Genomic DNA, 25,537 nt, shown 5'->3' with positions numbered 1-25,537 from the left:
GGATTAAGTCTATTGGATGAGCGTTAAGATGCGTAAGGCGATGTCCAATAGCCGCTGCAAACTGTGCAGCGGCTATGCGGAATTTTAGAAGGTTTAGGGGTAAAGATTTTTTTGATGAGCCGCTGCGTGATGTCTAGTTGGATCAACTAGATTCAGTGTACCTCTTTTCCAGTACGAATTTCGGTGCTTTCCAGTTTGGCCCTTTGGCGCACAAACCTTTTTCACCACCAGTCAATATTCCCGCCTCGAACAGGTTTTTATAGGTTTTTTCAAGTTCGCCGTGTTGTATGAGCTCACGATTGTGGCGCCTGATCAGCATGTCCAACTGACGATGGGGCTTCAGTAACGCAAAGACAGTGACGATCTCTTCCAAAGGCTCGTTCTTAACTATTTGCTCGACAGTGCTCATTGCGACATCTCCTTCAAAAACTTCTGATAATCTCTTTCGTCCTGTAGGTCTGCTTTTGCTAAGGCCTCCGGAGTATAAAGTAGTGATTCGTGATCGCGGACTTTAAAGTCTTCGAGCGTTGCGGTATGGGCATTGTTCCAAACTGGCGAGCCTGGCTCGGGCGAAAAGTCATCAGCCAACCCAAGGGATCGAAATCTTTCGAGTTCTCTCATTTCATGAGTGTAGTACCGTCGATCTGTATCGGTGATATCGATATTGCCACTCAGAATGTTTTCAAGCCGTTTGACCATCACGTCATTCGCATCGGATTGATTAAGCCGTGAGATATGTAGTTTTACCGCTTCCAAACCTTGTTGAGTGACGGTCGCGGTCCCCCAATCCAATTCCAGAATAGGCCCACCGGCCTGCTCTGGATTGAAATCACGTCCACTGTGCTCACCTTTGGCAGTGGCGCCCTCATAAGGGCTGTTAATGACGGTATAGATCGGTGGAATGCCCGACTCGGGCGGGAACACCGTAACGAAGCCGCCAAAACTGTAGAGATCAAACTCCGGGTGCGTATCGATTCGTCCAGCGACCGCCTCCGGGGTTGCGCCGGTGTAAGGGACCGTGTTCGGCACGCTGGCGGGCAGCGATGTAGACGCGCCATTCGGCTTCACTATGGGCGTCCAGATAATATTGCTAGACGCGGCGTCCGGACTTATGGAACGGTAAAAATTACCCAGTGAATCAAGCGTGGCGAACTGTACGTATGCTTTGGATAACGTCGGCGCACTGTGAGTGGTCGTTACGACATACTCTGTTTTGTTGCCCATTGTTCTGGAACCAATGGCGAGAGGCAGGTTGATCTCACCCTGGGCTGCTGCGATGGCGTGCAAATTGTCGGATTTGTCCGGTATGAGCTCCGAAAGCGGGACGCTCAAGGCGTAGAGGTCACCGTTGCCCAGTTCGGACGAATAAAACAGTGCCGCAAACCCTGCCAAAGCTGGCGCGGCTACTACGGAGGCCGACTCGACAACCATGGTGATCGCGGTTCGTAGCGCAGCCTGGATGGCTAGGGTCGTTGCCGGGCTTGTGGCTAAGGTGCTGCCAGCGATGGCGAATACCGGACCGGCGCCGGCTGCCGCGCCCAGCATGGGGAATGAGCGACCAGACAGGGCTTGGCGCAGGGCTTGTACCTCGGCCGTGCGTCGGATTTCGGCTTCGGTTGCCTTGCGTGTCTCCTCCGCAGCCAGGCGTTTGGCTTCAGCTTGGGCTTTTGCCTGAGCTGCGGCTTTCGCAGCCGCTGCCAGGCGCTGTGCCTCTGCTGCCAGCCGTGTTTGTTCTTCGGCCAGGCGTTTAGCCTCTGCCGCCAGCCGTGTTTGTTCTTCGGCCAGACGTCGCGCCTCTGCCGCCAGCCGCGCTCGTTCTTCAGCTGCGCGTTTAGTCTCGGCTTCGGCTGCCTTGCGTGCTCTCTCGGCGGCCGCACGTTTGGCTTCGGCCTGGGCCTTTGCTTGGGCAGTGGCTTTTGCCGCGGCCGCCGCTTTTGCCTTGGCGTTGTCAATGGCTTTGTTCTGTGTGGCTAAGCGAATATCCAACAGCTTTATCTGCTCAGCCAAGAACTTTGCCTGGTAAGCTGCTGCGTAAGAGACATTCTATTCAGCTATTGCTTTGTAATAACCCCTTTACCCGCCGCGACGACCGTGGAGTTCGAAACCTCCATAGGAAGGGTGTCGGGCTTTGTGGGTAAGTGGATCGTAGCCATAATAAAGATTGGCAATTTTTATTTGTTGTTGATGATCTGTCCTTGCTTTGGATAGTTGCAGCTTAAGTGCGCGTAACTCAATGTCGAGAGCGTCGATTTTAAGTGGTGTCGTGCCCCGAACCGCTAATCTTGCTTTTACGAGCTCGGCTTCGATTATATAAGTGATGTTTTTAATGTTTTTTTTAAAGCATTCTTCAACAGATTCATTGCTGTCATTCAGCCACTCAAAAGCATAATAAACTGCGTCATAGGCGCGATCGGCGTGGTCGGGACCTGACACTCCCCTGGCGCTAAATCCGAATCCAGAAGATGACGAAGGTGTACGGGGTATGCCTCTATTTACGAGAATATTTTTCTCTTGCTGCATATCGAATCCCTTTCGATTGACGTGGTGATATCGTCATGTATTCAGTATTTGCCATCATTCATGACTACTTATGTCAGTCGCCATCCAGGCAACGAAGAAGACTATAAATTCGATCACATAAGCCGGACAGGTGAGAGATTCCTAGGGTGTTGTAGGAATCGAGAAATTTCACCTGAGAAATAACCCCACATAAAAAAGGCCGCTGCAAAAAGCAGCGGCCTAAACATGACGTTGCAAAGGAGCTACAAATCAACGTCGGTCAACACGGGATGATGGATCGATGCGCCAATCCATCCGAAGGACGGTGCGCCAGGCGTGAGGGATGCCGTGGCGGCTTGGGCTTGCAGGCCCGTTGCCCTGAAAGCCCCGCCAGCATAAGGATCGAGTGCTTCGGGAAACAGCCTGGATTCGGACATGCACCGTTACGGGGGCCGCAACAGTCGCGAGGGCTGTGATGAATATGCGCGCGGCTGATAACCCATCATCCAGTCCGTCGATGCTCGACGCAGAGGCCCGCCCCGCATGGGCAGTAATCCTTTTTAGGTACAACGCGAATACCTCCTTGGTGCGCTTATCGCCCATGGCGTGCGGCAGTAGGGTGAAGCCTCTGTCACTCACCGGGGAAGACGCATGACAACAATAACAATGCGCGCCATCTTCAATCCGCAGGCGCTGGCCGTTGCGGTGGCCATGGGTTGCTGTGCCCAGGCGCAGGCCGTTTCATTCAACATTGGCGAGATCGAGGGTCAGTTCGACTCTTCGCTGTCCGTGGGCGCGAGCTGGGGCATGCGCGATGCAGACAAGGATTTCATCGGCACGGTCAACGGCGGTCGGGGCCAATCCTCCACGGGTGATGATGGACGGCTGAATTTCAAGAAAGGCGAGACCTTTTCCAAAATCTTCAAAGGCCTGCACGACCTCGAACTCAAGTACGGTGATACCGGCGTGTTTGTGCGCGGCAAGTACTGGTATGACTTCGAACTCAAGGACGAAAGCCGTCCGTTCAAGGACATCAGCGACAGCAATCGCAAGGAAGGCGCCAAGTCCTCAGGGGCGCAGATTCTTGATGCCTTCGTCTATCACAACTATTCCATCGCCGATTTGCCGGGCACGGTGCGCGCCGGCAAGCAGGTGGTCAGTTGGGGGGAAAGTACCTTCATCGGCAACTCCATCAACAGCATCAACCCGGTGGACGTGTCCGCGTTCCGTCGCCCCGGTGCGGAGATCAAGGAAGGCCTGATCCCGGTGAACATGCTGTTCGCGTCCCAGGGTCTGACCGACAAGCTCACCATCGAAGGTTTCTACCAGTTGGAGTGGGACCAGACGGTTGTGGATAACTGTGGCACGTTCTTCGGCAACGATGTGGTGGCCGATGGTTGCACCAGTGGCTACACCGTGGGCAGCCCGGCGATTGCGCCGTTCGTGCCCTTGACCGAGGCATTCGGCCAGGGCATCCAGGTGTCCAGCGAAGGGGTGATCATCCCCCGCGGCGGTGACCGCGACGCCCGCGACTCGGGCCAGTGGGGCACGGCGTTGCGCTGGCTCGGCGATGACACTGAGTACGGCCTGTACTTCATGAATTACCACAGCCGCACGCCTACCGTCGGGACCACCACGGCGGGGTTCTCGACGTTGTCGGCGTTGCCGGGAATGGTCGCGATTGCCGAGGGCCTGGCCCCCGGCAGCGGTGCGGGCCTGGCGCAAAGCGTCATGCTGGGACGCGGCCAGTATTACCTTGAATACCCCGAAGACATTCGCCTGTACGGTGCCAGTTTCGCCACCACGCTGCCCACCGGCACCGCATGGACCGGGGAAATCAGTTATCGCCCCAATGCGCCGGTACAGCTCAACACCAACGACTTGACCCTGGCGCTGCTCAACCCGATTGCCGGTGGCGCGGCTTCACCCATCGCGACCTCGGCCGGGGCGGACAACACCGGCTACCGGCGCAAGGAAATCACCCAGGTCCAGAGCACCCTGACGCATTTTGTCGATCAGGTACTGGGCGCCGAACGCTTGACGCTGGTGGGTGAGGCGGCGGTGGTGCACGTCGGCGGGCTGGAGTCCAAGGACAAACTGCGTTACGGCCGCGATTCGGTCTATGGCCAATACGGGTTCAATGGCGCCACCGATGGCTTCGTTACCTCGACTTCCTGGGGGTATCGCGCCCGGGCGATTCTCGACTACGCGAACGTGATCGGTGGCGTGAACTTCAAGCCCAACGTTTCCTGGTCTCATGATGTGGCCGGCTACGGTCCCAACGGCTTGTTCAACGAAGGCGCCAAGGCTATCAGCGTCGGTGTCGATGCCGACTACCGCAACACCTACACCGCCAGCCTGAGCTACACCGACTTTTTTGGCGGCGATTACAACGTTCTCGAAGACCGCGACTTCCTCGCGTTGAGCTTCGGCGTGAACTTCTGATCTGGCTGACAAGGAAAACCCAATGCGCAAGATGATCCTGCAATGCGGTGCCCTGGCCTTGAGCCTGCTGGCCGTGAACGTGATGGCGGCGGTTTCGCCGGAGGAAGCGAACAAACTGGGCACCAGCCTTACGCCATTGGGCGCGGAAAAAGCCGGCAATGCCGATGGTTCGATTCCGGCCTGGACCGGCGGCATCCCGAAAAACGCCGGCGCCGTGGACAGCAAGGGCTTTTTGGCCGACCCGTTCGCCAACGAAAAACCGCTGTTCACCATCACCGCCGCCACCGTGGACAAGTACAAGGACAAGCTGTCCGAAGGTCAGGTCGCGATGTTCAAGCGCTACCCGCAAACCTACAAGATCCCGGTCTATCCGACCCACCGCAGCGTGGGCCTGCCGCCGGAAATCTACGAGTCGGCCAAGCGTAGCGCCCTCAACGTGAACGCGATCAACGACGGCAATGGCCTGGCCAATTTCACCGGTAACCGCTACTACGCGTTCCCGATTCCCAAGAGCGGCGTGGAAGTGCTGTGGAATCACGTCACCCGCTATCATGGTGGCAATCTGCGACGTATCATCATCCAGGCCACCCCGCAGACCAATGGCAGCTTCACGCCGATCCGTTTCGAAGAAGAAATCGCCGTGCCGTTCCTGATCAAGGATGTCAACCCGGAAAAGGCCAGCAACGTGCTGACGTATTTCAAGCAGTCGGTCACCGCCCCGGCGCGCCTGGCCGGCAACGTGCTGTTGGTGCATGAAACCCTCGATCAGGTGAAGGAGCCGCGCCTGGCCTGGATCTACAACGCCGGCCAGCGCCGCGTGCGCCGCGCCCCGCAAGTGGCGTACGACGGCCCGGGCACCGCCGCCGACGGGTTGCGCACCTCCGACAACTTCGACCTGTTTTCCGGTGCGCCGGACCGCTACGACTGGAAGTTGATCGGCAAGAAGGAAATGTACATCCCGTACAACAGCTACAAGCTCGATTCGCCAAGCCTCAAGTACGACGATGTGATCAAGGCCGGCCACATCAATCAGGACCTGACTCGCTATGAATTGCACCGGGTCTGGGAAGTGGTCGGCACGGTCAAGCCGAGCGAGCGGCACATCTATGCCAAGCGCCACATGTACTTCGACGAGGACAGCTGGCAGGCGGCGCTGGTGGATCATTACGACGGTCGCGGCCAACTGTGGCGGGTGGCCGAAGGTCATGCCCAGTTCTACTACGACCATCAGAACCCGGGCTACACCCTTGAGGCGCTCTACGACATCATTGCCGGCCGCTACATCGCGCTGGGCATGAAGAACGAAGAGAAACACAGCTACGAGTACGGCTTCGAAGCCAGGGCCGCCGACTACACACCGGCAGCGCTGCGTTCGACTGGGGTTCGATAGTGAGGCCCCCCAGCGAGGGCGCTTGGCCCTGCTGGGATGTAGGAACTGTGTAGGAGCTGTGTAGGAGCTGTCGAGTGCAACGAGGCTGCGATCTTTCCAAAGACACTTGCATCTAAAGCGAAAGATCAAAAGTTCAAAAGATCGCAGCCTCCGGCAGCTCCTACGGCCAGCGGAAGCAAGCTCTGGCTTGAGATTTGTTGACGACCGGCAGCGCTCCTGCCGGTCGTTTTTTATGGGCGCCAATCAGCGCGCTGAATACTTCTCCAAAGCTTGGCGACACAGGACTAGGGTGGTGAGATAACAATAAACAGGAACTTCACTCATGACCGCCATGACGCCGTGTCCGGACCGCCCAGGGTTGCTGCCTCGCCTGTCCTCGACGCACGTGCCGCGACGGTCCCTGAGCGAGCCGCTGCTGACTTGCGACGCGCGGGTAAAACTGCTCTGTGCGCCAGCGGGCGGCGGCAAGAGTGCGTTGTTCGCCGAGTGCTTCCTGCAGGCGCCCGACGGGTGTCAGCTGCATTGGGTGCCACTGGGGGGCGCGGCGCTGAGCGCGGTGCAAATGTGTGAGCGCCTGGCCCAGACCCTCGGGCTGCCGATGTTGGATGAAGCGGGACTGCTGGCCCACCTAGCGCGTTTGCAGACACCCACTTGGTTGTTCCTGGATGATTACTGCCGGGTGCCAAATCCCGAACTGGACCAATTGCTAGACCGTCTGTTGAACACCAGCAGTCCGGCGTTGCACCTGTGGCTCAACGGCCGTCGCCGTCCCCATTGCAACTGGCCGCGGCTGTTGCTCGATGACGAGCTGCACGAGTTCGATGCGCAGGCGTTGTTCTTCACCTGCGACGATGTCCTGCCATTGCTGCGTCATCTGCCCGCCCCGCAGGCCGCCCGTACTGCCCGCGAGGTGATTCAGCGCAGTGGCGGCTGGTGTGCCGGGGTGCGCATCACGCTGCTTGAGCGTTGCGAATGGGCGCGCAGTCATGTAACGCCGGGACGGCCGGGGACCCTGGTCGACTACCTGGAGTACGAACTGTTCAGTACGCTGACCCCGGACCTGGCGCAGGCCTGGCGTGTGCTGGCGCATCTGCCGCGCTTCAATGCCCGGTTGTGCGAGCACCTGTTCGGCGACACCGTGGGCGCGCAGTGTTTGCCCTTGTTGGTGGAACTGGGATGTTTCATCGAACCATGGGAGCAGACGTCGGACTGGTTGCAAATCTTCCCGGCCCTGGCCCGGCTGGTACGTGAAGAACCCTGGCCGCAGGGGCGCTCCTGGCATCGGCGAGCCTGCCAGTGGTTCGCCGCCGAGCAGGACTGGCAGATGGCATTCGAGCAAGCCATGTTGGCTGAAGAGTTTGAGAACGCCGTCAGCTTTTTGCAGCACCTGAACTTCGAGCACGTATTGCAGCGCAACAACGTGGTGCTGTTGCTGAAGCTGCATGACCAACAAGGTGAAGCGTTGATGTTCGGCACGCCGCAATCGGTCGGGTTGGTGACTGCGGCCCTGCTGTTCGCCGGGCGCTTCGATCAGGCTTCGGCGTGCATCGAACAATTGGCCAGGTTTGTGCCGCAACCTCAGGCTTGCCGGCAGCGCCAGGTGTTGGCGCGCTGGCTGGTCTTGCGGGGGTGGCTGTTGCACCTCTCGGGCGATGGCGAGCCGGCACGCGAGCATTTCCTCCAGGCCCAGGCCAGCCTGGAACCAGAAGCCTGGGCCTTACGACTGCTGTGCCTGTCAGGGCTGACGCAGCAAGCGTTGCTCAAGGGGGAACTGGCTTGCGCCCACTGGATCAACCGGCAGGCGTTATGCCTGGCGCGGGCCCATGGCTCGCTGGTGTTTGAAGGGCTGCTGGAGTTGGATCACGCCCAAGTACTGGAGCAGCGTGGGGCTCCCCATCGGGCCGATCATCTGTTGAGCGCAGTCCAGGCATTGCTCGATCAGCCAGGCCAGGTTTTTTCGGCGTTGTCGGGACGTATTGCCCTGCGGCGTGGGCGCCTGGCATTGCGCATGGGGTTTGACGAGTTGGCCACTGAGCAGTTTCAAACCGGCCTGGAAAGCGGCCTGCTTAGCCAGGACAAGCAAGTGCTCTATGGCTTTCTCGGTAAAGCGACCCTGGCCGCCAATCAAGGCGACTACGGTGAGGCGTTCATGCAACTGCGCGATGCCGAGCGGATCATGCAGCAGCGGCACATCCCTGACACGGTGTACCGCGGTGTGTTGCTGCAAACCAGCTGTCAGTTCTGGTTGCAGCAAGGGCGCCCGGAGCTGGCCCATGAAGCCCTGAGCCGCGTGTTGCGGCATTTTCGCGGGCCGCAGGCCAAGCACGCGCCGCCTGCGACACTGGAGTTGATTCCGCGCCTGGAATATTTGCTGGTGCTGGCCGAGGTCTACCTGCATCTGGAGCGGGACCCGCGGGCTCGCCTGGAGGCAATGATCGCTCAGGCGCAGCAGTTGGAAATGCATGGGCTGGAAACCGAATTGCAGCTGGCGCGGGTTGAAGTGATCTGGTTGTCCCGCGATCGTTGCCAGGTTCACACGCTCCTGCAAGAGGGGCTCAAGCGAGTTGCCTGTTATCGGGCGCAGCAGGCATTGCGTGAGTTGCGTTTGCGCCAACCTGAGCTGTTGCGGGGGACGCAATCGGTCGAGCCCATCGAACCGTCGGCGGCTGGCGCCGAAGAGACCTTGCTCAGTCACCGGGAACTTGAAGTGCTGGAGTTGATTGCACAAGGTCATTCAAACCAACAAATTGCCGAACAGTTGTTCATATCGTTGCACACCGTAAAAACCCATGCGCGTCGTATACATAGCAAGTTGGGGGTGCAACGGCGTACTCAAGCGGTCGCGAAGGCAAAAGTCATGGGGATGATGAGCTAGGTTGAAAATAACAGGTGGTCATCTTTACGCGTTCTTACATTTGTCTTTTTACTATGATGGGGTTGGCTGATGTATAACTGAGTCGACGGTTCGAACAGGAAGTTCGACCATGACATGACAAGGATGTTTATGAATACTCAGTTATTTTCTTCTTACTCTGAAAAACTGCTCGCATTGAAGAATACTCGCGTGGATTTTGCCGTGCAGGTGCTGTTGGGACGTTATCTGGAAGCACTGGGCGTCAGCCCGTCCAGCACTTACCTGAATACATTGGCCGCTTTTCCGAATCCTGAAGTGGGGTCGTCCGAAACCCTGTTCGATGAGGCGCTGGCCTGGGTTGAAAAACAACAGATGCCCCACTATACGCAAGGCGTCAGTAACATTTTCAGCAAGCGTTATTCCTTTGCCACGCAAGACCGTATCAAGGCGCTAAGTTTAATAACGTTTGAAAAAATCGTAGGGAACATTGTCACCAGCCTGACCGAAAAACCTTCAATGGATTTATCCTGGCGTTCCATCATGCCATTGTCCGCTGAGGACGTTCATGGCGCATTGAAAGTGCATTTGCTCGAGGTCAATCTGGATACAGTCTACGTCACGGGTTTTGTAACCTATGACACCGGCGAGCGAGTGGTGTCTTCTTCTGAGTCGCTGGTCGACTATTTACTGGGCCATCTCAGCAATAATGAAATTCCCTATCACTGCCAAGGCGATCACCAGGGTATTTATAGGGTTGCCTTCAGCGGCGAAGATCGTCATCTCCATCCGCTGCTCGCCCCCGCTCACCTCAATGATTTACTGATCAAAATTGTCCCGGACTTCCTGGGCTGATCCTGGACCCGCTGCATACCCCATCCGCCAACTCACGGCCCGGGTCGCTGCCAATAGGCGTTGCGCCGCCGGGCCGTTTTCGTCGGCGTGGAACAGCGAGGTCGGACCGACGATGGTCATCACCGCTTTCACCTCGCCGACGGCATTGAATACCGGGGCGGACAAGGCATCCACGCCCGGCATCAGCAAGCCATGCACATGGTGCAGGCCGCGACGGCGAATCTGTTCGCACAACGCGGCATAAGCGCGATCGTCGGCGAGGGCGTGGTGCTCGGTGCCTTGCACTTCCTGCTCGCGCAAGCCGATGGTCTCGCGCTCTGGCAGATAAGCGCTGAACACCAGCCCCGTGGACGAACTGAGCAGTGGCAATACCGAGCCCAGTTGCGTCACCACGGTCACGGCCCGCACGGCGGGTTCGATGCGTACCACGGTCGCGCCATGGTTGCCCCACACCGCCAGGAAGCAGGTTTCGTTCAAGTCGTCGCGCAATTCGGCCAGGGGCAGGGCGGCCACTTGCAGCACGTCCATGCCGTTGAGCGCTGCCAGGCCTACGCGTAGGGCCTCGCGGCCCAGGCCGTAGTGGTTGGTGGCGGCGTTCTGCTCGGCGAACCCGCTGGCGATCAACGCCTGCAGATACCGATGAACCTTGCTCGCCGGCATTTGCACGTGTTCGGCCAGCCGCGACAGCGACGTGGAGGGCGACAACTCGGCCAGGGCCTTGAGGATGTCGGTGCCGACTTCGGCCGAGCGGACTTTCTGTTTACCGTTGCTGAGCGGGGTTTCCATGGAGGCGCTGGGTCCAGAGGCGAATGGGCGTCTTTATAGCTTGACGGTCGCCGTCGAGCAAATTACGTTATGCGTAATCAAATTACGATAAAAATAACCCGGTGCGCCTCAACCACTCAGGTGAGTGGCGGGCCGCATTCCAGGAGGCTCCATGAACCTCGATTCCACAGCGTCGGGCCTGGCTTACCAATCAGGCTTTGGCAACGAATTTGCCAGCGAGGCATTGCCCGGCGCCTTGCCCGTCGGCCAGAACTCGCCGCAGAAAGCCCCGTACGGTCTTTATGCCGAGTTGTTCTCCGGCACGGCGTTCACCATGGCTCGCAGCGAAGCGCGGCGTACCTGGATGTATCGAATCCGGCCGTCGGCCAATCACCCGGCCTTCACCAAGCTCGAACGGCAATTGGCGGGCGGCCCATTGGGCCAAGTCACGCCCAATCGCCTGCGTTGGAACCCGCTGGAGATCCCCGCCGCCCCCACTGATTTCATCGACGGACTGGTGTGCATGGCGGCCAATGCTGGTGCGGACAAACCGGCCGGCATCAGCCTTTATCAGTACCGGGCCAACCGCTCCATGGAGCGGGTGTTTTTCAATGCCGACGGTGAGTGGCTGATCGTGCCGCAACTGGGACGGCTGCGGATCGCCACCGAGCTGGGCGTGCTGGAACTGGCACCGCTGGAAATCGTCGTGCTGCCCCGGGGCCTGAAATTTCGCATTGAACTGCTCGACCCGCAGGCCCGTGGTTACCTCGCCGAAAACCATGGCGCGCCGTTGCGCCTGCCGGACCTCGGGCCAATCGGCAGCAATGGCCTGGCGAACCCGCGGGACTTCCTGACGCCGGTCGCCCATTACGAGAACCTCGCGCAACCGACCACGCTGGTGCAAAAATTCCTCGGTGAGTTGTGGGGATGCGAGCTGGATCATTCGCCCCTCGACGTGGTGGCCTGGCACGGCAACAACGTGCCGTATAAATATGATCTGCGCCGTTTCAACACCATTGGCACGGTCAGCTTCGATCACCCGGACCCGTCGATTTTCACCGTGTTGACCTCGCCCACCAGCGTCCACGGCCTGGCCAACCTCGATTTCGTGATTTTCCCGCCTCGCTGGATGGTGGCGCAGAATACCTTCCGTCCACCGTGGTTCCACCGCAACCTGATGAACGAATTCATGGGCCTGATCCAAGGCGCCTACGATGCCAAGGCCGAAGGTTTCCTGCCGGGCGGCGTGTCCTTGCACAACTGCATGAGTGCCCATGGCCCGGACGGCGAAACCTGTACCAAGGCGATCAACGCCAATCTTCAGCCGGCGAAAATCGACAACACCATGGCGTTCATGTTCGAGACCAGCCAGGTGCTGCGTCCAAGCCGTTTCGCCCTGGATTGCCCGCAACTGCAAACCGACTACGATGCATGTTGGGCCTCGCTGCCTGTCACGTTCGACCCGACCCGGAGATAACCCATGACTCAACTTTCCCCTGCCCGTAGCTGGGTCGCCAGTGCCAATGGCCATGCGGACTTCCCGTTGCAGAACCTGCCATTGGGCATCTTCAGTGTCGATGGCGGTGCCCTGCGCAGTGGCGTGGCGATTGGCGAGCGGATTTTCGATCTGCAGGCGGCGCTGCACGCGGGCTTGTTTGACGGCGCGGCACGCCAAGCTGTCGAGGCCATGGCCGACGGTCAGTTGAATGGCTTTTTCGACCTGGGCCGCGGCGCCCGGGTTGCCCTGCGTGAACGACTGCTGGAACTGCTGCGCGAGGACAGCCCCCTGCGCTGCAAGGTCGAAGCCCAGGGCGCGAAACTGTTGCTCCTCGCTGCCGACTGCCAAATGCACCTGCCGGCCAGGATCAACGACTACACCGACTTCTACGTCGGTATCGAGCACGCGCAGAATGTCGGCAAGCTGTTCCGTCCGGACAATCCGTTGCTGCCCAACTACAAATACGTCCCCATCGGTTACCACGGCCGCGCCTCGACCATTCGCCCGTCCGGCACCGACGTACGCCGTCCCAAGGGCCAGACTTTGCCAGCCGGTCAGACCGAGCCGACCTTTGGCCCGTGTGCGCGACTGGACTATGAGCTGGAGCTGGGCATCTGGATCGGCAAGGGCAATGCCCTGGGTGAACCGATCCCCATCGGCGATGCCGCCGAGCACATTGGCGGGTTCTGCCTGCTCAACGACTGGTCTGCCCGGGATATCCAGGCGTGGGAATACCAGCCCTTGGGGCCATTTCTGTCGAAGAGTTTCCTGACCAGTGTTTCGCCGTGGGTGGTGACGGCTGAAGCCCTGGAGCCGTTCCGTCGCCCGCAACCGGCGCGCCCGCAAGGCGATCCGCAACCGCTGCCGTATCTGCTGGACAAGCGTGACCAGGCCGGCGGTGCCTTCGACATCGAACTGGAAGTCCTGTTGCTGACCGAGGCCATGAGCGAGCAAAACCTACCGGCCCTGCGCCTGACCCTGAGCAACACCCAATACATGTACTGGACCGTGGCGCAGATGGTTGCGCACCACAGCGTCAACGGTTGCCTGTTGCAGGCCGGCGACCTGTTCGGCTCGGGCACCTTGTCGGGCCCTGAAAACCATCAATTCGGCAGCCTGCTGGAAATCACCGACGGCGGTAAAAAACCGATCGAACTGGCGTCTGGCGAAGTGCGTCGATTCCTCGAGGACGGTGACGAAATCATCTTGCGGGCCCGTTGCCGCCGCGAGGGTTCGGCGTCCATCGGCTTCGGCGAGTGCCGGGGCAAGATCCTGCCGGCGCGTTGAGGGGCAGGGCATGGAACTCTATACCTACTATCGCTCCACCTCGTCCTATCGGGTGCGTATTGCGCTGGCGCTCAAAGGCCTGGATTACCAGGCGCTGCCAGTCAACCTGATCGCACCGGCGGGGGGCGAGCATCGCCAACCCTCCTACCAGGCGATCAATCCCCAGGGCCGGGTGCCAGCGTTGCGCACTGATGAGGGTGCGTTGTTGGTGCAATCGCCCGCCATCATCGAATACCTGGAGGAGCGCTATCCCCAGGTGCCGCTGCTCAGCGAAGACCTGGCGGTGCGCGCCCATGAGCGTGGCGTCGCCGCGCTGATCGGTTGCGATATTCACCCCCTGCACAACGTCAGCGTGCTCAACAAACTGCGGCAGTGGGGCCACGATGAAACGCAGGTGACGGAGTGGATCGGGCATTGGATCAGCCAGGGATTGGCAGCGGTGGAGCAGTTGATTGGCGACGACGGCTATTGCTTCGGTGCAGTGCCGGGGCTGGCGGACGTGTACCTGATTCCGCAGGTGTACGCCGCCGAGCGATTCAATATTTCGTTGCTGGCGTATCCGCGGGTCCGTCGCGTGGCGGCATTGGCGGCTGGGCAGGCGGCGTTCCAGCAGGCGCACCCGGCGAATCAGCCGGATACTCCATAAGGGCGGGTCTCTTATCCCTGTGGGGAGCCTGCTCACGATCGCAATGGGGCAGGCACAATGATGGTGAGGCTTGCCTCATCGCGAGCAAGCTCGCCATGGCGATTCAATCGTCGACAAAAATGTGCAGCCTCACGACCGCTCAATGCACAATTGAATTCGGCGGCAAATGCCCCAGCCGCTCCGTCAGCCGGATCCGTTGGATCGGATCGTCGCTGAGCATCAGGGCATGCTCCAGGTCGAAGCGTTCGGCGTTGGGGCAATCGAGTCGCTGATACAGGCTGGCGCGGGCCAGGTAGTCGGCAGCGCTGGCGTTACCCAGTTCCAGCACCCGTTCGGCGTCGATCAGGGCTGCGATATAATCGTCGTTCGCCAGATGCAGTTGACGCAGGTTGCGTGACAGACGCTGCAGCATCTGCATCGGTTCGGTGTTGAGCAGGTGCTCAGCCTTGAGCGGTATGTTCGCGCCGTATTGGCGCTGTAGCAGGTCCCGGCAGTCATTGGGGTACAACCGGCGGCCGCCGCACGGATCGAGCAGGTGATCGGCGCCGGGTACCTTCAACAGGAAATGCCCGGGGAAATTGACACCGACCATCGGAATTTCCAAGCCTCGGGCCAGTTCCAGGGCAATCAGCCCGAGGGCCAGGGGCTGCCCGCGTTTGCGTGCCAGGACTTTGTCCAACAACGCCGCACGTGGCCGCAGAGGCGTGAAGTCGTCCTGGGCGAAGCCCAAGTCATTGAGCCGTCGCAGCAAGGGTTGGCCCAGTTCGCTGACAGGCAGCATCGGCAGGCCATGGCTGACTCGCTGTTGCAGCTCCTTGAAATCCTTCAGCAAGGCCGGGACGTCGACGTCGCGATCATGTTCGGCAGCGATCCACAGCGCCGCTTCGAACAGCGCCGGTGGTGAGCGGTGCAGACAATCAAAAAAGGCTTGGCGCGGTTTCATCAAACTCTCCGGGCTATGCTCCCGTTTTAGCCCTGCCATGGATTTTCGTCCAGTCTCGGACTGAGGCTGTAACAGGTTATGCCGAAAAAGACTGACCACCCCGGTCACTTATTCCTGCGTGCTCCAGCAAATTTCGACTGCGCGCCTATACTGGCGAAACAAACAAAAGTGATTCGGGAGCCTTTCGATGTTTGCTCTCATGCAAAGCTCCCGCCTTGAATCGCTGCACCTAAGCGTAGACCCGGCAACCGGGTTGAAGGCGGTGATTGCCATTCATTGCAGTCGTCCGGGGCCTGCCCTGGGGGGCTGTCGTTATCTTGCCTACCCCGACGACGAAAGTGCCGTGGTCGATGCTGTGCGCCTGGCCCAAGGCATGAGCTACAAGGCGGCGCTGGCGGGTTTGCCCGTGGGTGGCGGGGTGGCGGTGATCATGCGCCCGGCCCATGTCGAGAGTCGGGCTGCGTTGTTCGAAGCCTTTGGTCGCTGTATCGAGCAGTTGGACGGTCGCTATATCACGGCCATCGACAGCGGCACGTCAGTGGCCGACATGGATTGCATCGCCCAGCAGACTCGCCATGTCACCAGCACCACCGCCTCGGGAGACCCCGCGCCCCACGCAGCAATGGGGGTCTTTGCCGGCATCCGTGCCACCGCCATGGCCCGCCTTGGCAGCGATAACCTCGAAAGCCTGCGGGTGGCGATCCAGGGCCTGGGCAATGTCGGTTATGCCCTGGCCGAACAACTGCACGCGGCGGGTGCCGAGTTGCTGGTCAGCGACATCGACTCTGGCAAGGTGCAATTGGCCATGGAGCAACTGGGCGCCCACCCGATCGCCAACGACGCGTTGCTCAGCACCCCCTGCGACATCCTTGCTCCTTGCGGGCTGGGTGGGGTACTCAACAGCCAAAGCGTGGCGCAACTGCGCTGCTCGGCCGTTGCTGGCTCGGCCCATAATCAGTTGAGCAATCTGCAGGTGGCCGATCAGTTGGAAAGGCGTGGAATTCTCTATGCGCCGGACTATGTGATCAACTCTGGTGGCCTGATCTACGTTGCGCTGAAGCATCGCGGCGAAGAACTGTCGACGATCACCGCGCATTTGTCGAAGATCGGTGCCCGGCTCACGGAAGTTTTCGCCCACGCCCAGGCGGAGAAGCGCTCACCGGCCCGGGTGGCAGATGAGCTGGCGGAGCGTTTGTTGTACCGCTGAAAATCAAACAGTGCCCAAAGCTTGCCCCTGCCGGGCTGCGCAGAAGCTGTGTAGGAGCTGTCGAGTGCAACGAGGCTGCGATCTTTCCCCTGACGCTTGAGTCTCAAGCGAAAGATCGAAAGATCAAAAGATCAAAAGATCAAAAGATCGCAGCCTTCACCAGCTCCTACAGTGTGCCGCTGCCTACCTCAACAGGTACACCGGAAAGCATTCGCACAAATGCATCACTCGGCGCCGGGTGTTGTCCAGGCGTGCTGCGTTGTCCGGCTGTTCCAGCAGGTCGGCGATCAAGTTCGCCACTTCGGCACATTCCGCTTCGCCAAAGCCGCGTGTGGTCAGTGCTGGCGTGCCGATGCGAATGCCGCTGGTGATGGCCGGTTTTTGCGGATCATTGGGGATCGCGTTTTTGTTCAAGGTGATATGGGCACTTTCCAGCAGCGCTTCGGCGTCTTTGCCGGTGATGTTCATCGAGCGCAGATCGAGCAGGAACATGTGGCAGTCGGTACCGCCGGACACCACCCGCAAGCCGCGTCGGGTCAGGACGTCGGCCATGACGCGGGCGTTGTCGATCACCCGCTGCTGGTAATGCTTGAACCCATCGCCCAAGGCTTCGTTGAACGCCACGGCCTTGGCGGCGATGACGTGCATCAGCGGGCCGCCCTGGTACACCGGGAAAATCGTCTTGTCGAGCAGGGCGCCATATTGCGCCTTGGCCAGGATCAGACCGCCGCGCGGGCCGCGCAAGGTCTTGTGGGTGGTGGAGGTGATGAAGTCGGCAATCCCCACCGGCGACGGGTACACGCCGGCAGCGATCAGCCCGGCGTAGTGCGCCATGTCCACCATCAGGTAGGCGCCGATTTCATCGCAGATTGTGCGAAAGCGCTGGAAGTCGATGGTCCGCGAATAGGCCGAGGCCCCGGCGATGATCATCTTTGGCCGGTGTTCTCTGGCCAGGGCTTCCATTTCTTCGTAATCGAGGGTTTCGGTTTCTGTGTCCAGGCCATAGGAGAATGCCCGGTAGATCTTGCCGGAAAAGTTCACCGAGGCGCCGTGGGTCAGGTGGCCGCCATGGGCCAGGGACATGCCCAGGATGGTGTCGCCGGGTTCAAGTACTGCCAGGAAAACCGCCTGGTTGGCCTGGGAGCCGGAGTGCGGCTGCACGTTGACGTATTCGCAGTTGAACAGCTTGCGAGCGCGTTCGATGGCCAGGTTCTCGATTTCATCAACGACCTTGCAGCCGCCATAGTAACGCTTGCCCGGATAGCCTTCGGCGTATTTGTTGGTGAGCACGGAACCCTGGGCCTGGAGCACTTCTTCGCTGACATAGTTTTCCGAAGCGATCAGCTCCAGGTGGGTTTCCTGGCGGTTGCGCTCGCGGTCGATCAGGCGGGCAATGGTGGGGTCGAAATTTTGCAGGCTCATGGTGTGATTCCTTAGATAAGCGCCTCGGCCAGCGGCGCAGTCACGTGATGCGGCAACACCCGTGGCTGGTTTTTGGTCGAGTCGGATAGAAAAATGGAGGTGTCTTTCAAACCGCTGCCGGTGATCAGGATCACGGCGGTTTGCGGCGTGTCGGGGTGTGTTTCGGCGTACTTGAGCAGACCGGCGAAGGCGCTGGCGGCACCGGCTTCTGGGAACACGCCGGTGCTGGCGGCCAGTCTCGAGGCGGCGGCGACAATGCTCGGGTCGCTGACACAGATGAACTCACCGCCGCTGGCAGTGACCGCACGCATGGCCTTGAGGCGATCACGCGGCAGTGCCACATTGATGCTGCTGGCCAGGCTGGTGGGGGGACGGCGTTCGGTTTTCTGCATCGAGCGGTCGTTGCCCCAGGCGCGGTACATGAAGTTGCTGTGCTCGGCCTGCACGCCGATCAGGCGTGGGATGCGTTCGATCCAGCCCAATTGCAGCAAGTCGAAAAAGCCTTTGTAGACCGAGCCCAGGATGCAGCCATTGCCGACGGGCACAAACACCAGGTCCGGCACTTGCCAATTAAGTTGTTCGCACATCTCGAAGGCCACGGTTTTCTTGCCTTCGCTCATGTACGAGTTGATCCCGGTGGTGCGGTTGTACCAGCCGTGCTCTTCGCAGGCGTTGAGACATTGCTCGAAGGCTTCGTCATATTGCCCGTCGACCAGCACGATCTCGGCGCCATAGCCCTGCATCTGCGCGAGCTTTTCGCGGGGTGCGCTCCTGGGCAGGTAAATGACGTTGTGCAAGCCCAGGCTGGCGCTCATCCCAGCCAATGCCGAAGCGGCATTGCCAGTGCTGGCCACCGCCACGGTGCGCGCACCGGATTGCATGGCGTGGGCCACCGCCAGGGCGCTGGCGCGATCCTTCAACGACCCGGTCGGTTGCCGCGATTCGTCTTTTACGAAGACTTTGATCCGGGCACCTTTGCCGAGCAGTTCCGGGCGCGAGTACAGCGGCGTATTGCCCACCAGTAACGGTGGAATGAACTGCGTCGAGCTCAACGGCATCAAGCGGTCATAGCGCCACATGCCACGGATGTGGTCACGGGCCAGGCTGTCTCGGGACCATTCGCGCTTGAGTGTGGGGTAATCGTAAAGCGCGTCCAGGGCGCCATCGATTTTGCAATGAGGGCAGTAGTAGCTGACCTCATGGGGCTGGTAGCTTCGATCGCAAACCAGGCACTGCAATACATACTCTCTGTACGAATTTTTCATGGTCACCCTCTGAAAGTACGCTGTGCTGGTGCTTTCCTTGCCAACGTCGGTCCAGCTCACCGGACCGACGGGCACTCCGCTGGCGGAAGGTGTTTCAGATCACCATGATGGCGTCGATGGCAACCAGGGTGTTGCGTGCCAGTGCACTGGCGCCGGCGGTGGTGCGGGCTGGGTAGGGCTTGGTGAAGTACTCTTCCATGACGCGGTTGAGGGTCGGGAACTCACTCAAGTCAGTGATGAACGCCGTGACCTTAACCACGTTCGCCAGGGTGCCACCTGCCGCTTCGGCCATTTGCACCAGGTTGTCGAGGGTCTGGCGCAATTGGCCTTCGAAATCCTTGGCCAGCACTTCGTTGTTCAGCGCCGAAACCGGAGTCTGCGCCGACAGGTAGATGGTCTGCCCGTGGCTGACCTTGATGCCCTGGGAATAGGTACCCAGCGGCAGTGGCGCCTTGTCGGTGAAAATCACGTTCTCTTCGCCCAGGAAAGGTTTGGCGGCGGATTGGATTTGAGCGGTGGTTTGCATGGTGACGTTCCTTGTTAAGTGGATGGGGGTTAGTGCAAATCGGCAACCTGCTTGACGGCCAGGCTGGAAAATTCCTCGTCACGGCAACGAGCCGGGGAAAAATGCTGGTAGTTGAGTTGCAGCGCCGCCAGGTCGTCCGGCATGGCGATGCCCAGCGCCGCGTGGCTGCACAAGCGTGCAATGGCGGGTGCGGCCTGAATGCCGTAGCCGCCGAGGGCGGCGAGCCAGATAAAGCTCTCTTGCTGCGGGTCCTGGCCGAGTACCGGCGAGCGGTCGGCGACGAAGGTTCGCAGGCCCGCCCATTTATTGATGATCGAGCGTGGGCGCAGGCGCGTGGTGTTTTGCAGGCGATCCATGGTGATGGCCAGGTCAAGCTCTTCCGGCAGTGCGTCACAGGGCAACGAAGGGCTTTCATCGCAGGGGGAAACGATCAGCCGACCGGCTTCAGGCTTGATGAAAATGTCCTCATCCACCGTGCCCAGATAGGGGGTGTGGTGCACGTCGCATTGTGGGTCGACCGCCAGCACGGTGCGCCGCAACGGTCGGACACCGACCTTGGGCACGCCGCAGCGCACGGCGAATTCATCGGCCCAGGCACCGGCGGCGTTGACCACGATGGCTGCTTGCAATTGCTGGCCGTCCTGGGTGTGCAAGCGCCAGTGCCCGTCGCGATATTCGCCACGCAGCACTTCGGTCTCACGCTTGATCACGCCGCCGCGGGCCCGCAGCCCACCGAGGTAGGCGCCGTGAATGCCGTGCACATCCAGGTCGAAGGCGCTGGGCTCGTAGATCCCGGCGCTCCAGGCGCCTTCGGCGAGGTAGGGGACCAGCTCCTGTACTTGCTTGTCGTCGAGCAACTGGGCCGTGGGCACTTGGCCCAAGACGGCGCTGAAACGCGCTTTGAGTTTGTCCACCCGTGCCGACTGGGCCACGATCAGCGCGCCCCGGGGCGCCCATAGCGGATGCTCGGCCAGGCCCTCGGGTGGATTCTCGAAAAAGCGCCGGGACGCGCAGGTCAGTGAGCGGATCTGTTGGTTGCCGTAGCTTTCCATCGAAATGGCGGCTGAACGCCCGGTGGTGTGATAGGCCAGTTGCTGTTCCTGTTCGAGCAGGCAGACGCTGCCATGGGCGGCCAATTCATAGGCGCCAGACACGCCGGCGATGCCGCCACCGACCACAATGAAGTCGTAACGAGCGGTCATGGTCGGCTGCCCTCGGTGATAACGACGGCTTTGCGTTCGCGGGTGTAGGTCAGCACGAAGTGCGCCACGAGACCGAAGATCAAGCCCCAGAACGCGGCGGCCAGGCCGAGGAAACTCATGCCCGAAGCCGTTACCAGGAAGGTGATCAGTGCCGCTTCGCGTTGTTTCTCGTCAGCCATGGCACCGGTCAGCCCGGCACTGATTGCGCCAAACAAGGCGAGGCCGGCGAGGGATGCGATCAGTTCTTTCGGCAGTGCGGAGAACACCGAGGCCAGGGTGGCGCCAAAGGTACCCATCAGAATGTAGAACACCCCGCAGGCGATCCCGGCCATGTAGCGTTTGTCGCGGTCCTCGTGGGCTTCGCGGCCGGTGCAGATCGCTGCGGTAATGGCCGCCAGGTTCAAACCGTGGGAACCGAACGGGGCCATCAGGATGGAGCCAATCGCAGTGACCGAAATGATCGAGCGTGCCGGCGTGTTGTAGCCTGAGGTGCGCAACACGGCCATGCCTGGCACGTACTGGCCGGTCAAGGTCACCAGCGCCAGCGGCAGGCCGATGTTGATGATTGCGTGCCAGCTCCATTCAGGGGCGATGAAGACCGGCTGGGCCACGGCGATGGTGATCGAGGTGCTGTTGAGTTCACCGAACGAGGCGGCCACTGCGCAACCGATGATCAGCACCGACAGGATTGCGTAGCGTGGCGAAAAGCGCTTGAAGACCAGGTACGCCGCGATCATCGCCAACACCAGTGCTGGCTGCAGTTTGATCGACGTGAACAGTTCGGCACCAAAGCGGAACAGGATCCCGGCGAGCATGGCGGCGGCAATGGCCTTGGGCAGGCGGCTCATCAGTTTGTCGAACGCACCGGACAGACCGACCAGCGCGATGATCACTGACGCCACCACATAGGCACCGATGGCCTGGGGCAGGGTCACGGTGGGCAGCATCGACACCAGTAACGCTGCTCCCGGTGTCGACCACGCGGTGATGACCGGAACACGCAGGCGCCAGCTCAGTAGCAGGCCGGTAATCCCGCTGCCGATGGAAATGGCCCAGATCCATGAAGACACCACGTCGTTGGGCAGGTGCGCTTCCTTGGCTGCCTGGAACACGATGATGAGCGGGCCGGCGTAGGAAATGATCACGGCGATGAAGCCCGCGATGACCGCCGACAGGGATAGATCCTTTCTGAATGAGTCCATGATGTCTCGACTTGGCGCGACAGGAGCGCGCAGTGAATGATTGAGTCGATTGCTTCGATTCGGAATCAGTGTATTTGAATGAATTGAGTTGATTCAATAGGAAGCGGGATTGTTACGAGATATTTTCCTGCGATGACGGGTCGTTTTTACGATTTTTTATCATTAAATATTTGATTTATATAAAAATTCTTTGTTGTGAAATTTTTTTCGCATCGTATTGGGAAACGATTCAATAATCGCATCAATCAATTAAAATGCTTGATTGTGTCGAATTATTAGTTGCCTAACCTCCATGTGATATGCTCGGATATTCATCATTTCTACGATGGGCAGTGATCATTCATGTGGGTTCCCCAGCTAAGCGAGTTCAGCCAACCGATGTATTTGTCGATTGCCGATGCGTTGGCGCGCGATATCAACAACGGCGTGCTGAACGAGGGCGATCGCCTGCCGACCTTGCGGGAGCTGGCCACCACCTTGAATGTCACGCCGGGCACCATTAGCCGGGCCTATAGCGAGGCTCATCGGCGTCGGTTGGTGCAGGGGGAAGTGGGGCGTGGTACCTACGTGCTCAACCAGAAACAGCTGGAACTGCCGGCCAGCAACAGTGCTGCCGCGCCGCTGAACCTGGGGCAATCCGAACTGCTCGATCTTTCGATCATCAAGCCCTACAGCGAAACCTTGGAGTACTGGTTGCGTGGCGCGCTGGTGGGCATGGCCAAGAGCACCGATTTCGCTCGCGCACTGGATTACGCGCCGGATGGCGGTCACCCGGCGCATCGCGAAGCAGGGGCGCAATGGTTGCGTCATTCATTGCCCGACGCGCAATGGCAGCAAGTGGTGATTACCGCAGGGGCCCAGCATGGCTTGATGGTCGCGATGAGTGCCCTGACCAACGCCGGTGACCTGGTGCTCTGCGAAGCGCTTTGCTACCCGGGCATCATTTCTCTGGCCCACGGCCTTGAGCGTCGCCTGCGTGGCGTGCCAATGGATGACGAAGGCATCATTCCCGAAGCATTGCGCGAACTGTGCCTGAGAGAGAAGCCGGCGATGCTGGTCTGCGTGGCGACCTGCCAGAACCCGACGGCGGCGATCATGTCGCAGAAACGTCGGGCCCAGATCGCCGCGCTTGCCGAGGAGTTCGACTTCATTATCCTGGACGATGACATCTATGGCTTCCTGGCCACCGATCCGTCGATCAAGCCACTGTCGGCCTTTGCGCCGGACCGTTCGGTGTACCTGACCAGTCTGTCGAAATCGGTCATGCCGGCGCTTCGTGTCGGTTATATCTACAGCCCGCCGAAACTGCTGTCGCGCCTGACCTCGATGGTGCGCAGCAGTGTCTGGATGCCGTCGCCATTGACCGCGCAGTTGGCCAGCAATGTGATTACCGAAGGCCTGGACAAGAAACTGATTCGCATCCAGCGCAACGAGGCGGCGGGGCGACAAGCGATCGCCCGGGAAATCTTTGCCAATTTCGAGCTCAAGACCCAGCCATATTCCTATCATGTCTGGTTGACGTTGCCGGAGCCTTGGACCAGCGATGAGTTCACCATGCTTGCCCGGGCCAACGGCGTATTGGTGCTCAGCGGCACCCAGTTCCAGGCTGAGCGCTCAGGGACCACCCGGTGCGTACGGCTGGTGTTGATGTCCCCTACCAGCCAGGACGAACTGCGTTTCGCCCTGACCAAGTTGGCCAGCCTGATCGATTCAGACCCGCGCCGTTATTACTAAAAAGATCGCAGCCTTCGGCAGCTCCTACGCGGTGTAGGCGCTGCCGAAGGCTGCGATCTTTTTGGTCATCCGTCCGACGGATTGAGCAGTTCGGACAAGGCGTCCGGCTGGCTCTTGAACGCCTTGGCGAACACATCACGATTCTTCGCCATGTAGATCCCGGCTTCCTCGACCTGTTGTTCGCTCAGCGATGGAACGGCTTTTTGCAACACCTCTGCCAGCAATTCGGCGAGTTCCAGCATTTTGTCATGACGGTCAGCTTCGGCTTTATCCATGAACAAGCGCTCCAGATCTCGGCTGCTGCGGTATACCACTTCGACGGCCATTCACCACCTCACATGCCTTCACATTGGTTGTCTTTGTGACCACTGTATTTATATACAGGCAAAAGGATAAGCCAATCCTGTTGCTTTGGATAGTGGCTTTTTAATGTAGACCGGTTTCGGTCTGTGAGAGCAAAGCTTGTGTGGGGGTAGCGCGTGCTCTCGATAAGGCGGCATGAATATCATAAAAGTGCCAGATACCGGCCTATCGCTATCTCACCCTCAGGCGCTGGCCTTTTTTCTGCATGCAGAACAACCGTCACGTCCAACCCGCATCATCCGGTCGAGCCGACCTAAGGAAACCACATCGTGAAAATCAACTGGGCCGAGAACCTGCGCCAGAACGTCCATCAACTGGCCGAGTCCCTGGGCAACCTGTTTGTCGAGACCTTCCATTACCTGGCCCTGTTCGCCATCGGTGCGGTGACCGCCTGGGCGGCGGTAATGGAATTTTTGCAGATGATCGAAGCGGGACACATCAAGATCGATGACATTTTGCTGCTGTTCATCTACCTGGAATTGGGGGCGATGGTCGGGATCTACTTCAAGACCAACCACATGCCGGTGCGATTTCTGATCTACGTGGCGATCACGGCGCTGACGCGACTGCTGATTTCCAACGTTTCCCATCACAGCCCGCCAGACCTGGGGATCATCTACTTGTGCGGTGGCATCCTGCTGCTGGCGTTTTCGATCCTGGTGGTGCGCTACGCTTCGTCGCAGTTCCCCTCGGTTAAGATCGAGCACCCTCACCGCAAGGTTGGCGCGGGTTCCAGCGAGCATGCCGAGGTGGAGAAAGGAGAAATCTAGATCCCGGCGGCAGAGGGCGCCGGTCCCTGTGTGTGCGGTGGTGGCAGCTTGATGCTGTTCCCGCCGGTCATGGCTTCGAGGATGGCCACGGCGCTGTGGCCTTGCTCGATGGCAATACCGAATTGAATGCTTTGCACCAGGCGTTTGAGTCGCTCCGGGTCGTTGCGCTGCTGGGTGCTGATCATGCGTTTGGCGACGATGCGCCCACTATTGGACAGGGTCAGCATGATGCTGCCGTCCAGGCCCTGGATGCTCAGGTTGATTTGATAATGCGGCGCAAAGGCGTCGGTAATGATCTGAAAAGGGTTGTCCATGATGCGTCACCGCCTGATTGAACGTGCAGTTGTTGACCGGCCGTGATCGGGATTAGTTCGCAACACCGGACCATCGGCCATTCCATGATCGTGTTCATCTCAAGACTGCGGGGCCAGGCAGGCCTCAAGATCAGAAATCGCAGCCTGCGCCAGCCCCTACAGGGAGTTAGCAAGCGGCATGCCGGAAAAACTGTCGGACAATGATCACGAAGGCTGGGCGCCGAACGCTCTGGAATGCGGCCATGGGCCGCTGCCCGTTTCGGGGCAATAACCTGCCGATGTTCGCTGACGGTGCAAGAGGGGAGGTGATTGGCGGTGGGGGTGACAGGACGGGTAAACTCCCGACATTAACA

Annotated in this window: 22 protein-coding genes; 10 read left to right on the top strand and 12 right to left on the bottom strand. The window is 59.7% G+C overall.

From position 1 onward, the window contains the following. Positions 1-142: 142 nt before the first annotated feature. From AACY31_RS21550 to AACY31_RS21540, 3 genes are all read right to left on the bottom strand, one after another. Complete coding sequence (locus tag AACY31_RS21550; protein ID WP_024616606.1) at positions 143-409, bottom strand: hypothetical protein; 267 nt, start codon at positions 407-409, stop codon at positions 143-145. Continuing rightward, the gene (locus AACY31_RS21545) at positions 406-2,007 is read right to left on the bottom strand and encodes an S-type pyocin domain-containing protein (RefSeq protein WP_339492504.1); all 1,602 of its coding nucleotides are present in this window, start codon (positions 2,005-2,007) and stop codon (positions 406-408) included. Before AACY31_RS21545 ends, AACY31_RS21550 begins: the two co-directional genes overlap by 4 nt. A gap of 66 nt (positions 2,008-2,073) precedes the next feature. Beyond that, positions 2,074-2,520: a hypothetical protein gene (locus tag AACY31_RS21540; RefSeq protein WP_339477906.1), complete on the bottom strand. Its 447-nt coding sequence runs from the start codon at positions 2,518-2,520 to the stop codon at positions 2,074-2,076. A gap of 630 nt (positions 2,521-3,150) precedes the next feature. Between AACY31_RS21540 and AACY31_RS21535 the strand changes: the two genes are divergently transcribed. From AACY31_RS21535 to AACY31_RS21520, 4 genes are all read left to right on the top strand, one after another. Further along, on the top strand, positions 3,151-4,944 hold the full coding sequence (locus tag AACY31_RS21535; protein ID WP_339477908.1) for a DUF1302 domain-containing protein: 1,794 nt from the start codon (positions 3,151-3,153) through the stop codon (positions 4,942-4,944). 22 nt (positions 4,945-4,966) lie between these two features. Beyond that, the gene (locus AACY31_RS21530; RefSeq protein ID WP_339477911.1) at positions 4,967-6,334 is read left to right on the top strand and encodes a DUF1329 domain-containing protein; all 1,368 of its coding nucleotides are present in this window, start codon (positions 4,967-4,969) and stop codon (positions 6,332-6,334) included. A 322-nt stretch (positions 6,335-6,656) separates the two neighbouring features. Then, positions 6,657-9,209: a helix-turn-helix transcriptional regulator gene (locus tag AACY31_RS21525; RefSeq protein ID WP_339505058.1), complete on the top strand. Its 2,553-nt coding sequence runs from the start codon at positions 6,657-6,659 to the stop codon at positions 9,207-9,209. Between the two features lie 129 nt (positions 9,210-9,338). Beyond that, positions 9,339-10,040, top strand: a complete 702-nt coding sequence (locus tag AACY31_RS21520; protein ID WP_339477917.1) for a hypothetical protein — start codon at positions 9,339-9,341, stop codon at positions 10,038-10,040. On the opposite strand, the gene AACY31_RS21515 is transcribed toward AACY31_RS21520, so the two are convergent. Next, positions 10,005-10,826, bottom strand: a complete 822-nt coding sequence (locus AACY31_RS21515) for an IclR family transcriptional regulator (RefSeq protein ID WP_339477919.1) — start codon at positions 10,824-10,826, stop codon at positions 10,005-10,007. The genes AACY31_RS21520 and AACY31_RS21515 overlap by 36 nt on opposite strands. Before the next feature lie 151 nt (positions 10,827-10,977). Here AACY31_RS21515 and hmgA point away from each other — a divergent pair, with 151 nt between their 5' ends. The 3 genes from hmgA to maiA are packed head-to-tail and all read left to right on the top strand — an operon-like array spanning position 10,978 to position 14,236. After that, positions 10,978-12,282 (top strand): homogentisate 1,2-dioxygenase, encoded by a 1,305-nt coding sequence (gene hmgA / locus AACY31_RS21510; protein WP_339477922.1) that lies wholly within the window; start codon positions 10,978-10,980, stop codon positions 12,280-12,282. A gap of 3 nt (positions 12,283-12,285) precedes the next feature. After that, entirely contained in the window at positions 12,286-13,590 is a 1,305-nt protein-coding gene (gene fahA, locus AACY31_RS21505) for a fumarylacetoacetase (protein ID WP_339477925.1), read from the top strand. 10 nt (positions 13,591-13,600) lie between these two features. Beyond that, positions 13,601-14,236, top strand: coding sequence for a maleylacetoacetate isomerase (gene maiA, locus AACY31_RS21500; protein ID WP_339477928.1), 636 nt, complete (start codon positions 13,601-13,603; stop codon positions 14,234-14,236). 139 nt (positions 14,237-14,375) lie between these two features. Here the strand turns inward: maiA and AACY31_RS21495 are convergent, their stop codons facing one another. Further along, the gene (locus AACY31_RS21495) at positions 14,376-15,179 is read right to left on the bottom strand and encodes a SirB1 family protein (protein ID WP_339477931.1); all 804 of its coding nucleotides are present in this window, start codon (positions 15,177-15,179) and stop codon (positions 14,376-14,378) included. Between the two features lie 187 nt (positions 15,180-15,366). Here AACY31_RS21495 and AACY31_RS21490 point away from each other — a divergent pair, with 187 nt between their 5' ends. Next, positions 15,367-16,386 (top strand): Glu/Leu/Phe/Val dehydrogenase family protein, encoded by a 1,020-nt coding sequence (locus AACY31_RS21490; RefSeq protein ID WP_339477934.1) that lies wholly within the window; start codon positions 15,367-15,369, stop codon positions 16,384-16,386. A gap of 183 nt (positions 16,387-16,569) precedes the next feature. On the opposite strand, the gene glyA is transcribed toward AACY31_RS21490, so the two are convergent. The 5 genes from glyA to AACY31_RS21465 all read right to left on the bottom strand — a co-directional run bounded on the left by glyA (position 16,570) and on the right by AACY31_RS21465 (position 22,003). After that, positions 16,570-17,808, bottom strand: coding sequence for a serine hydroxymethyltransferase (glyA, locus tag AACY31_RS21485; protein ID WP_339477938.1), 1,239 nt, complete (start codon positions 17,806-17,808; stop codon positions 16,570-16,572). Between the two features lie 11 nt (positions 17,809-17,819). Next, positions 17,820-19,073, bottom strand: coding sequence for a threonine synthase (gene thrC, locus AACY31_RS21480; RefSeq protein WP_339477940.1), 1,254 nt, complete (start codon positions 19,071-19,073; stop codon positions 17,820-17,822). Positions 19,074-19,167: 94 nt separating this feature from the next. Then, complete coding sequence (locus AACY31_RS21475) at positions 19,168-19,599, bottom strand: Rid family detoxifying hydrolase (protein WP_207280984.1); 432 nt, start codon at positions 19,597-19,599, stop codon at positions 19,168-19,170. A 29-nt stretch (positions 19,600-19,628) separates the two neighbouring features. Further along, positions 19,629-20,801, bottom strand: a complete 1,173-nt coding sequence (locus AACY31_RS21470; RefSeq protein WP_339477950.1) for an NAD(P)/FAD-dependent oxidoreductase — start codon at positions 20,799-20,801, stop codon at positions 19,629-19,631. Continuing rightward, positions 20,798-22,003: a benzoate/H(+) symporter BenE family transporter gene (locus tag AACY31_RS21465; RefSeq protein WP_339492509.1), complete on the bottom strand. Its 1,206-nt coding sequence runs from the start codon at positions 22,001-22,003 to the stop codon at positions 20,798-20,800. The genes AACY31_RS21470 and AACY31_RS21465 overlap by 4 nt, the downstream gene beginning before the upstream one ends. Before the next feature lie 342 nt (positions 22,004-22,345). On the opposite strand from AACY31_RS21465, the gene AACY31_RS21460 reads away from it, so the two are divergent. Beyond that, complete coding sequence (locus AACY31_RS21460) at positions 22,346-23,737, top strand: aminotransferase-like domain-containing protein (RefSeq protein WP_058543599.1); 1,392 nt, start codon at positions 22,346-22,348, stop codon at positions 23,735-23,737. 65 nt (positions 23,738-23,802) lie between these two features. Here AACY31_RS21460 and AACY31_RS21455 read toward each other — a convergent pair whose 3' ends face one another. Continuing rightward, entirely contained in the window at positions 23,803-24,063 is a 261-nt protein-coding gene (locus tag AACY31_RS21455; RefSeq protein ID WP_339477959.1) for a YebG family protein, read from the bottom strand. Between the two features lie 306 nt (positions 24,064-24,369). On the opposite strand from AACY31_RS21455, the gene AACY31_RS21450 reads away from it, so the two are divergent. Continuing rightward, positions 24,370-24,870 (top strand): phosphate-starvation-inducible protein PsiE, encoded by a 501-nt coding sequence (locus AACY31_RS21450; protein WP_047699631.1) that lies wholly within the window; start codon positions 24,370-24,372, stop codon positions 24,868-24,870. On the opposite strand, the gene AACY31_RS21445 is transcribed toward AACY31_RS21450, so the two are convergent. Beyond that, complete coding sequence (locus AACY31_RS21445; RefSeq protein ID WP_339477964.1) at positions 24,867-25,184, bottom strand: DUF3509 domain-containing protein; 318 nt, start codon at positions 25,182-25,184, stop codon at positions 24,867-24,869. The genes AACY31_RS21450 and AACY31_RS21445 overlap by 4 nt on opposite strands. Between the last annotated feature and the right edge of the window lie 353 nt (positions 25,185-25,537).

It is taken from the genome of Pseudomonas sp. RL_105y_Pfl2_101 (assembly GCF_963970585.1).
Classification (GTDB): domain Bacteria; phylum Pseudomonadota; class Gammaproteobacteria; order Pseudomonadales; family Pseudomonadaceae; genus Aquipseudomonas.
Note: the sequence above shows the minus strand (reverse complement) of the source record. Positions and strands in the feature narration are given on the sequence as shown.

What these genes read in the sequence shown, in the direction of transcription:
- AACY31_RS21470 (WP_339477950.1), bottom strand. Translation starts at nt 20,801, where the DNA reads ATGACCGCTCGTTACGACTTCATTGTGGTCGGTGGCGGCATCGCCGGC.
- AACY31_RS21490 (WP_339477934.1), top strand. Translation starts at nt 15,367, where the DNA reads ATGTTTGCTCTCATGCAAAGCTCCCGCCTTGAATCGCTGCACCTAAGC.
- AACY31_RS21525 (WP_339505058.1), top strand. Translation starts at nt 6,657, where the DNA reads ATGACCGCCATGACGCCGTGTCCGGACCGCCCAGGGTTGCTGCCTCGC.
- AACY31_RS21530 (WP_339477911.1), top strand. Translation starts at nt 4,967, where the DNA reads ATGCGCAAGATGATCCTGCAATGCGGTGCCCTGGCCTTGAGCCTGCTG.
- AACY31_RS21460 (WP_058543599.1), top strand. Translation starts at nt 22,346, where the DNA reads ATGTGGGTTCCCCAGCTAAGCGAGTTCAGCCAACCGATGTATTTGTCG.
- AACY31_RS21475 (WP_207280984.1), bottom strand. Translation starts at nt 19,599, where the DNA reads ATGCAAACCACCGCTCAAATCCAATCCGCCGCCAAACCTTTCCTGGGC.
- fahA (WP_339477925.1), top strand. Translation starts at nt 12,286, where the DNA reads ATGACTCAACTTTCCCCTGCCCGTAGCTGGGTCGCCAGTGCCAATGGC.
- AACY31_RS21520 (WP_339477917.1), top strand. Translation starts at nt 9,339, where the DNA reads ATGAATACTCAGTTATTTTCTTCTTACTCTGAAAAACTGCTCGCATTG.
- AACY31_RS21455 (WP_339477959.1), bottom strand. Translation starts at nt 24,063, where the DNA reads ATGGCCGTCGAAGTGGTATACCGCAGCAGCCGAGATCTGGAGCGCTTG.
- maiA (WP_339477928.1), top strand. Translation starts at nt 13,601, where the DNA reads ATGGAACTCTATACCTACTATCGCTCCACCTCGTCCTATCGGGTGCGT.
- hmgA (WP_339477922.1), top strand. Translation starts at nt 10,978, where the DNA reads ATGAACCTCGATTCCACAGCGTCGGGCCTGGCTTACCAATCAGGCTTT.
- AACY31_RS21535 (WP_339477908.1), top strand. Translation starts at nt 3,151, where the DNA reads ATGACAACAATAACAATGCGCGCCATCTTCAATCCGCAGGCGCTGGCC.
- glyA (WP_339477938.1), bottom strand. Translation starts at nt 17,808, where the DNA reads ATGAGCCTGCAAAATTTCGACCCCACCATTGCCCGCCTGATCGACCGC.
- AACY31_RS21445 (WP_339477964.1), bottom strand. Translation starts at nt 25,184, where the DNA reads ATGGACAACCCTTTTCAGATCATTACCGACGCCTTTGCGCCGCATTAT.
- AACY31_RS21515 (WP_339477919.1), bottom strand. Translation starts at nt 10,826, where the DNA reads ATGGAAACCCCGCTCAGCAACGGTAAACAGAAAGTCCGCTCGGCCGAA.
- AACY31_RS21540 (WP_339477906.1), bottom strand. Translation starts at nt 2,520, where the DNA reads ATGCAGCAAGAGAAAAATATTCTCGTAAATAGAGGCATACCCCGTACA.
- AACY31_RS21495 (WP_339477931.1), bottom strand. Translation starts at nt 15,179, where the DNA reads ATGAAACCGCGCCAAGCCTTTTTTGATTGTCTGCACCGCTCACCACCG.
- AACY31_RS21465 (WP_339492509.1), bottom strand. Translation starts at nt 22,003, where the DNA reads ATGGACTCATTCAGAAAGGATCTATCCCTGTCGGCGGTCATCGCGGGC.
- thrC (WP_339477940.1), bottom strand. Translation starts at nt 19,073, where the DNA reads ATGAAAAATTCGTACAGAGAGTATGTATTGCAGTGCCTGGTTTGCGAT.
- AACY31_RS21550 (WP_024616606.1), bottom strand. Translation starts at nt 409, where the DNA reads ATGAGCACTGTCGAGCAAATAGTTAAGAACGAGCCTTTGGAAGAGATC.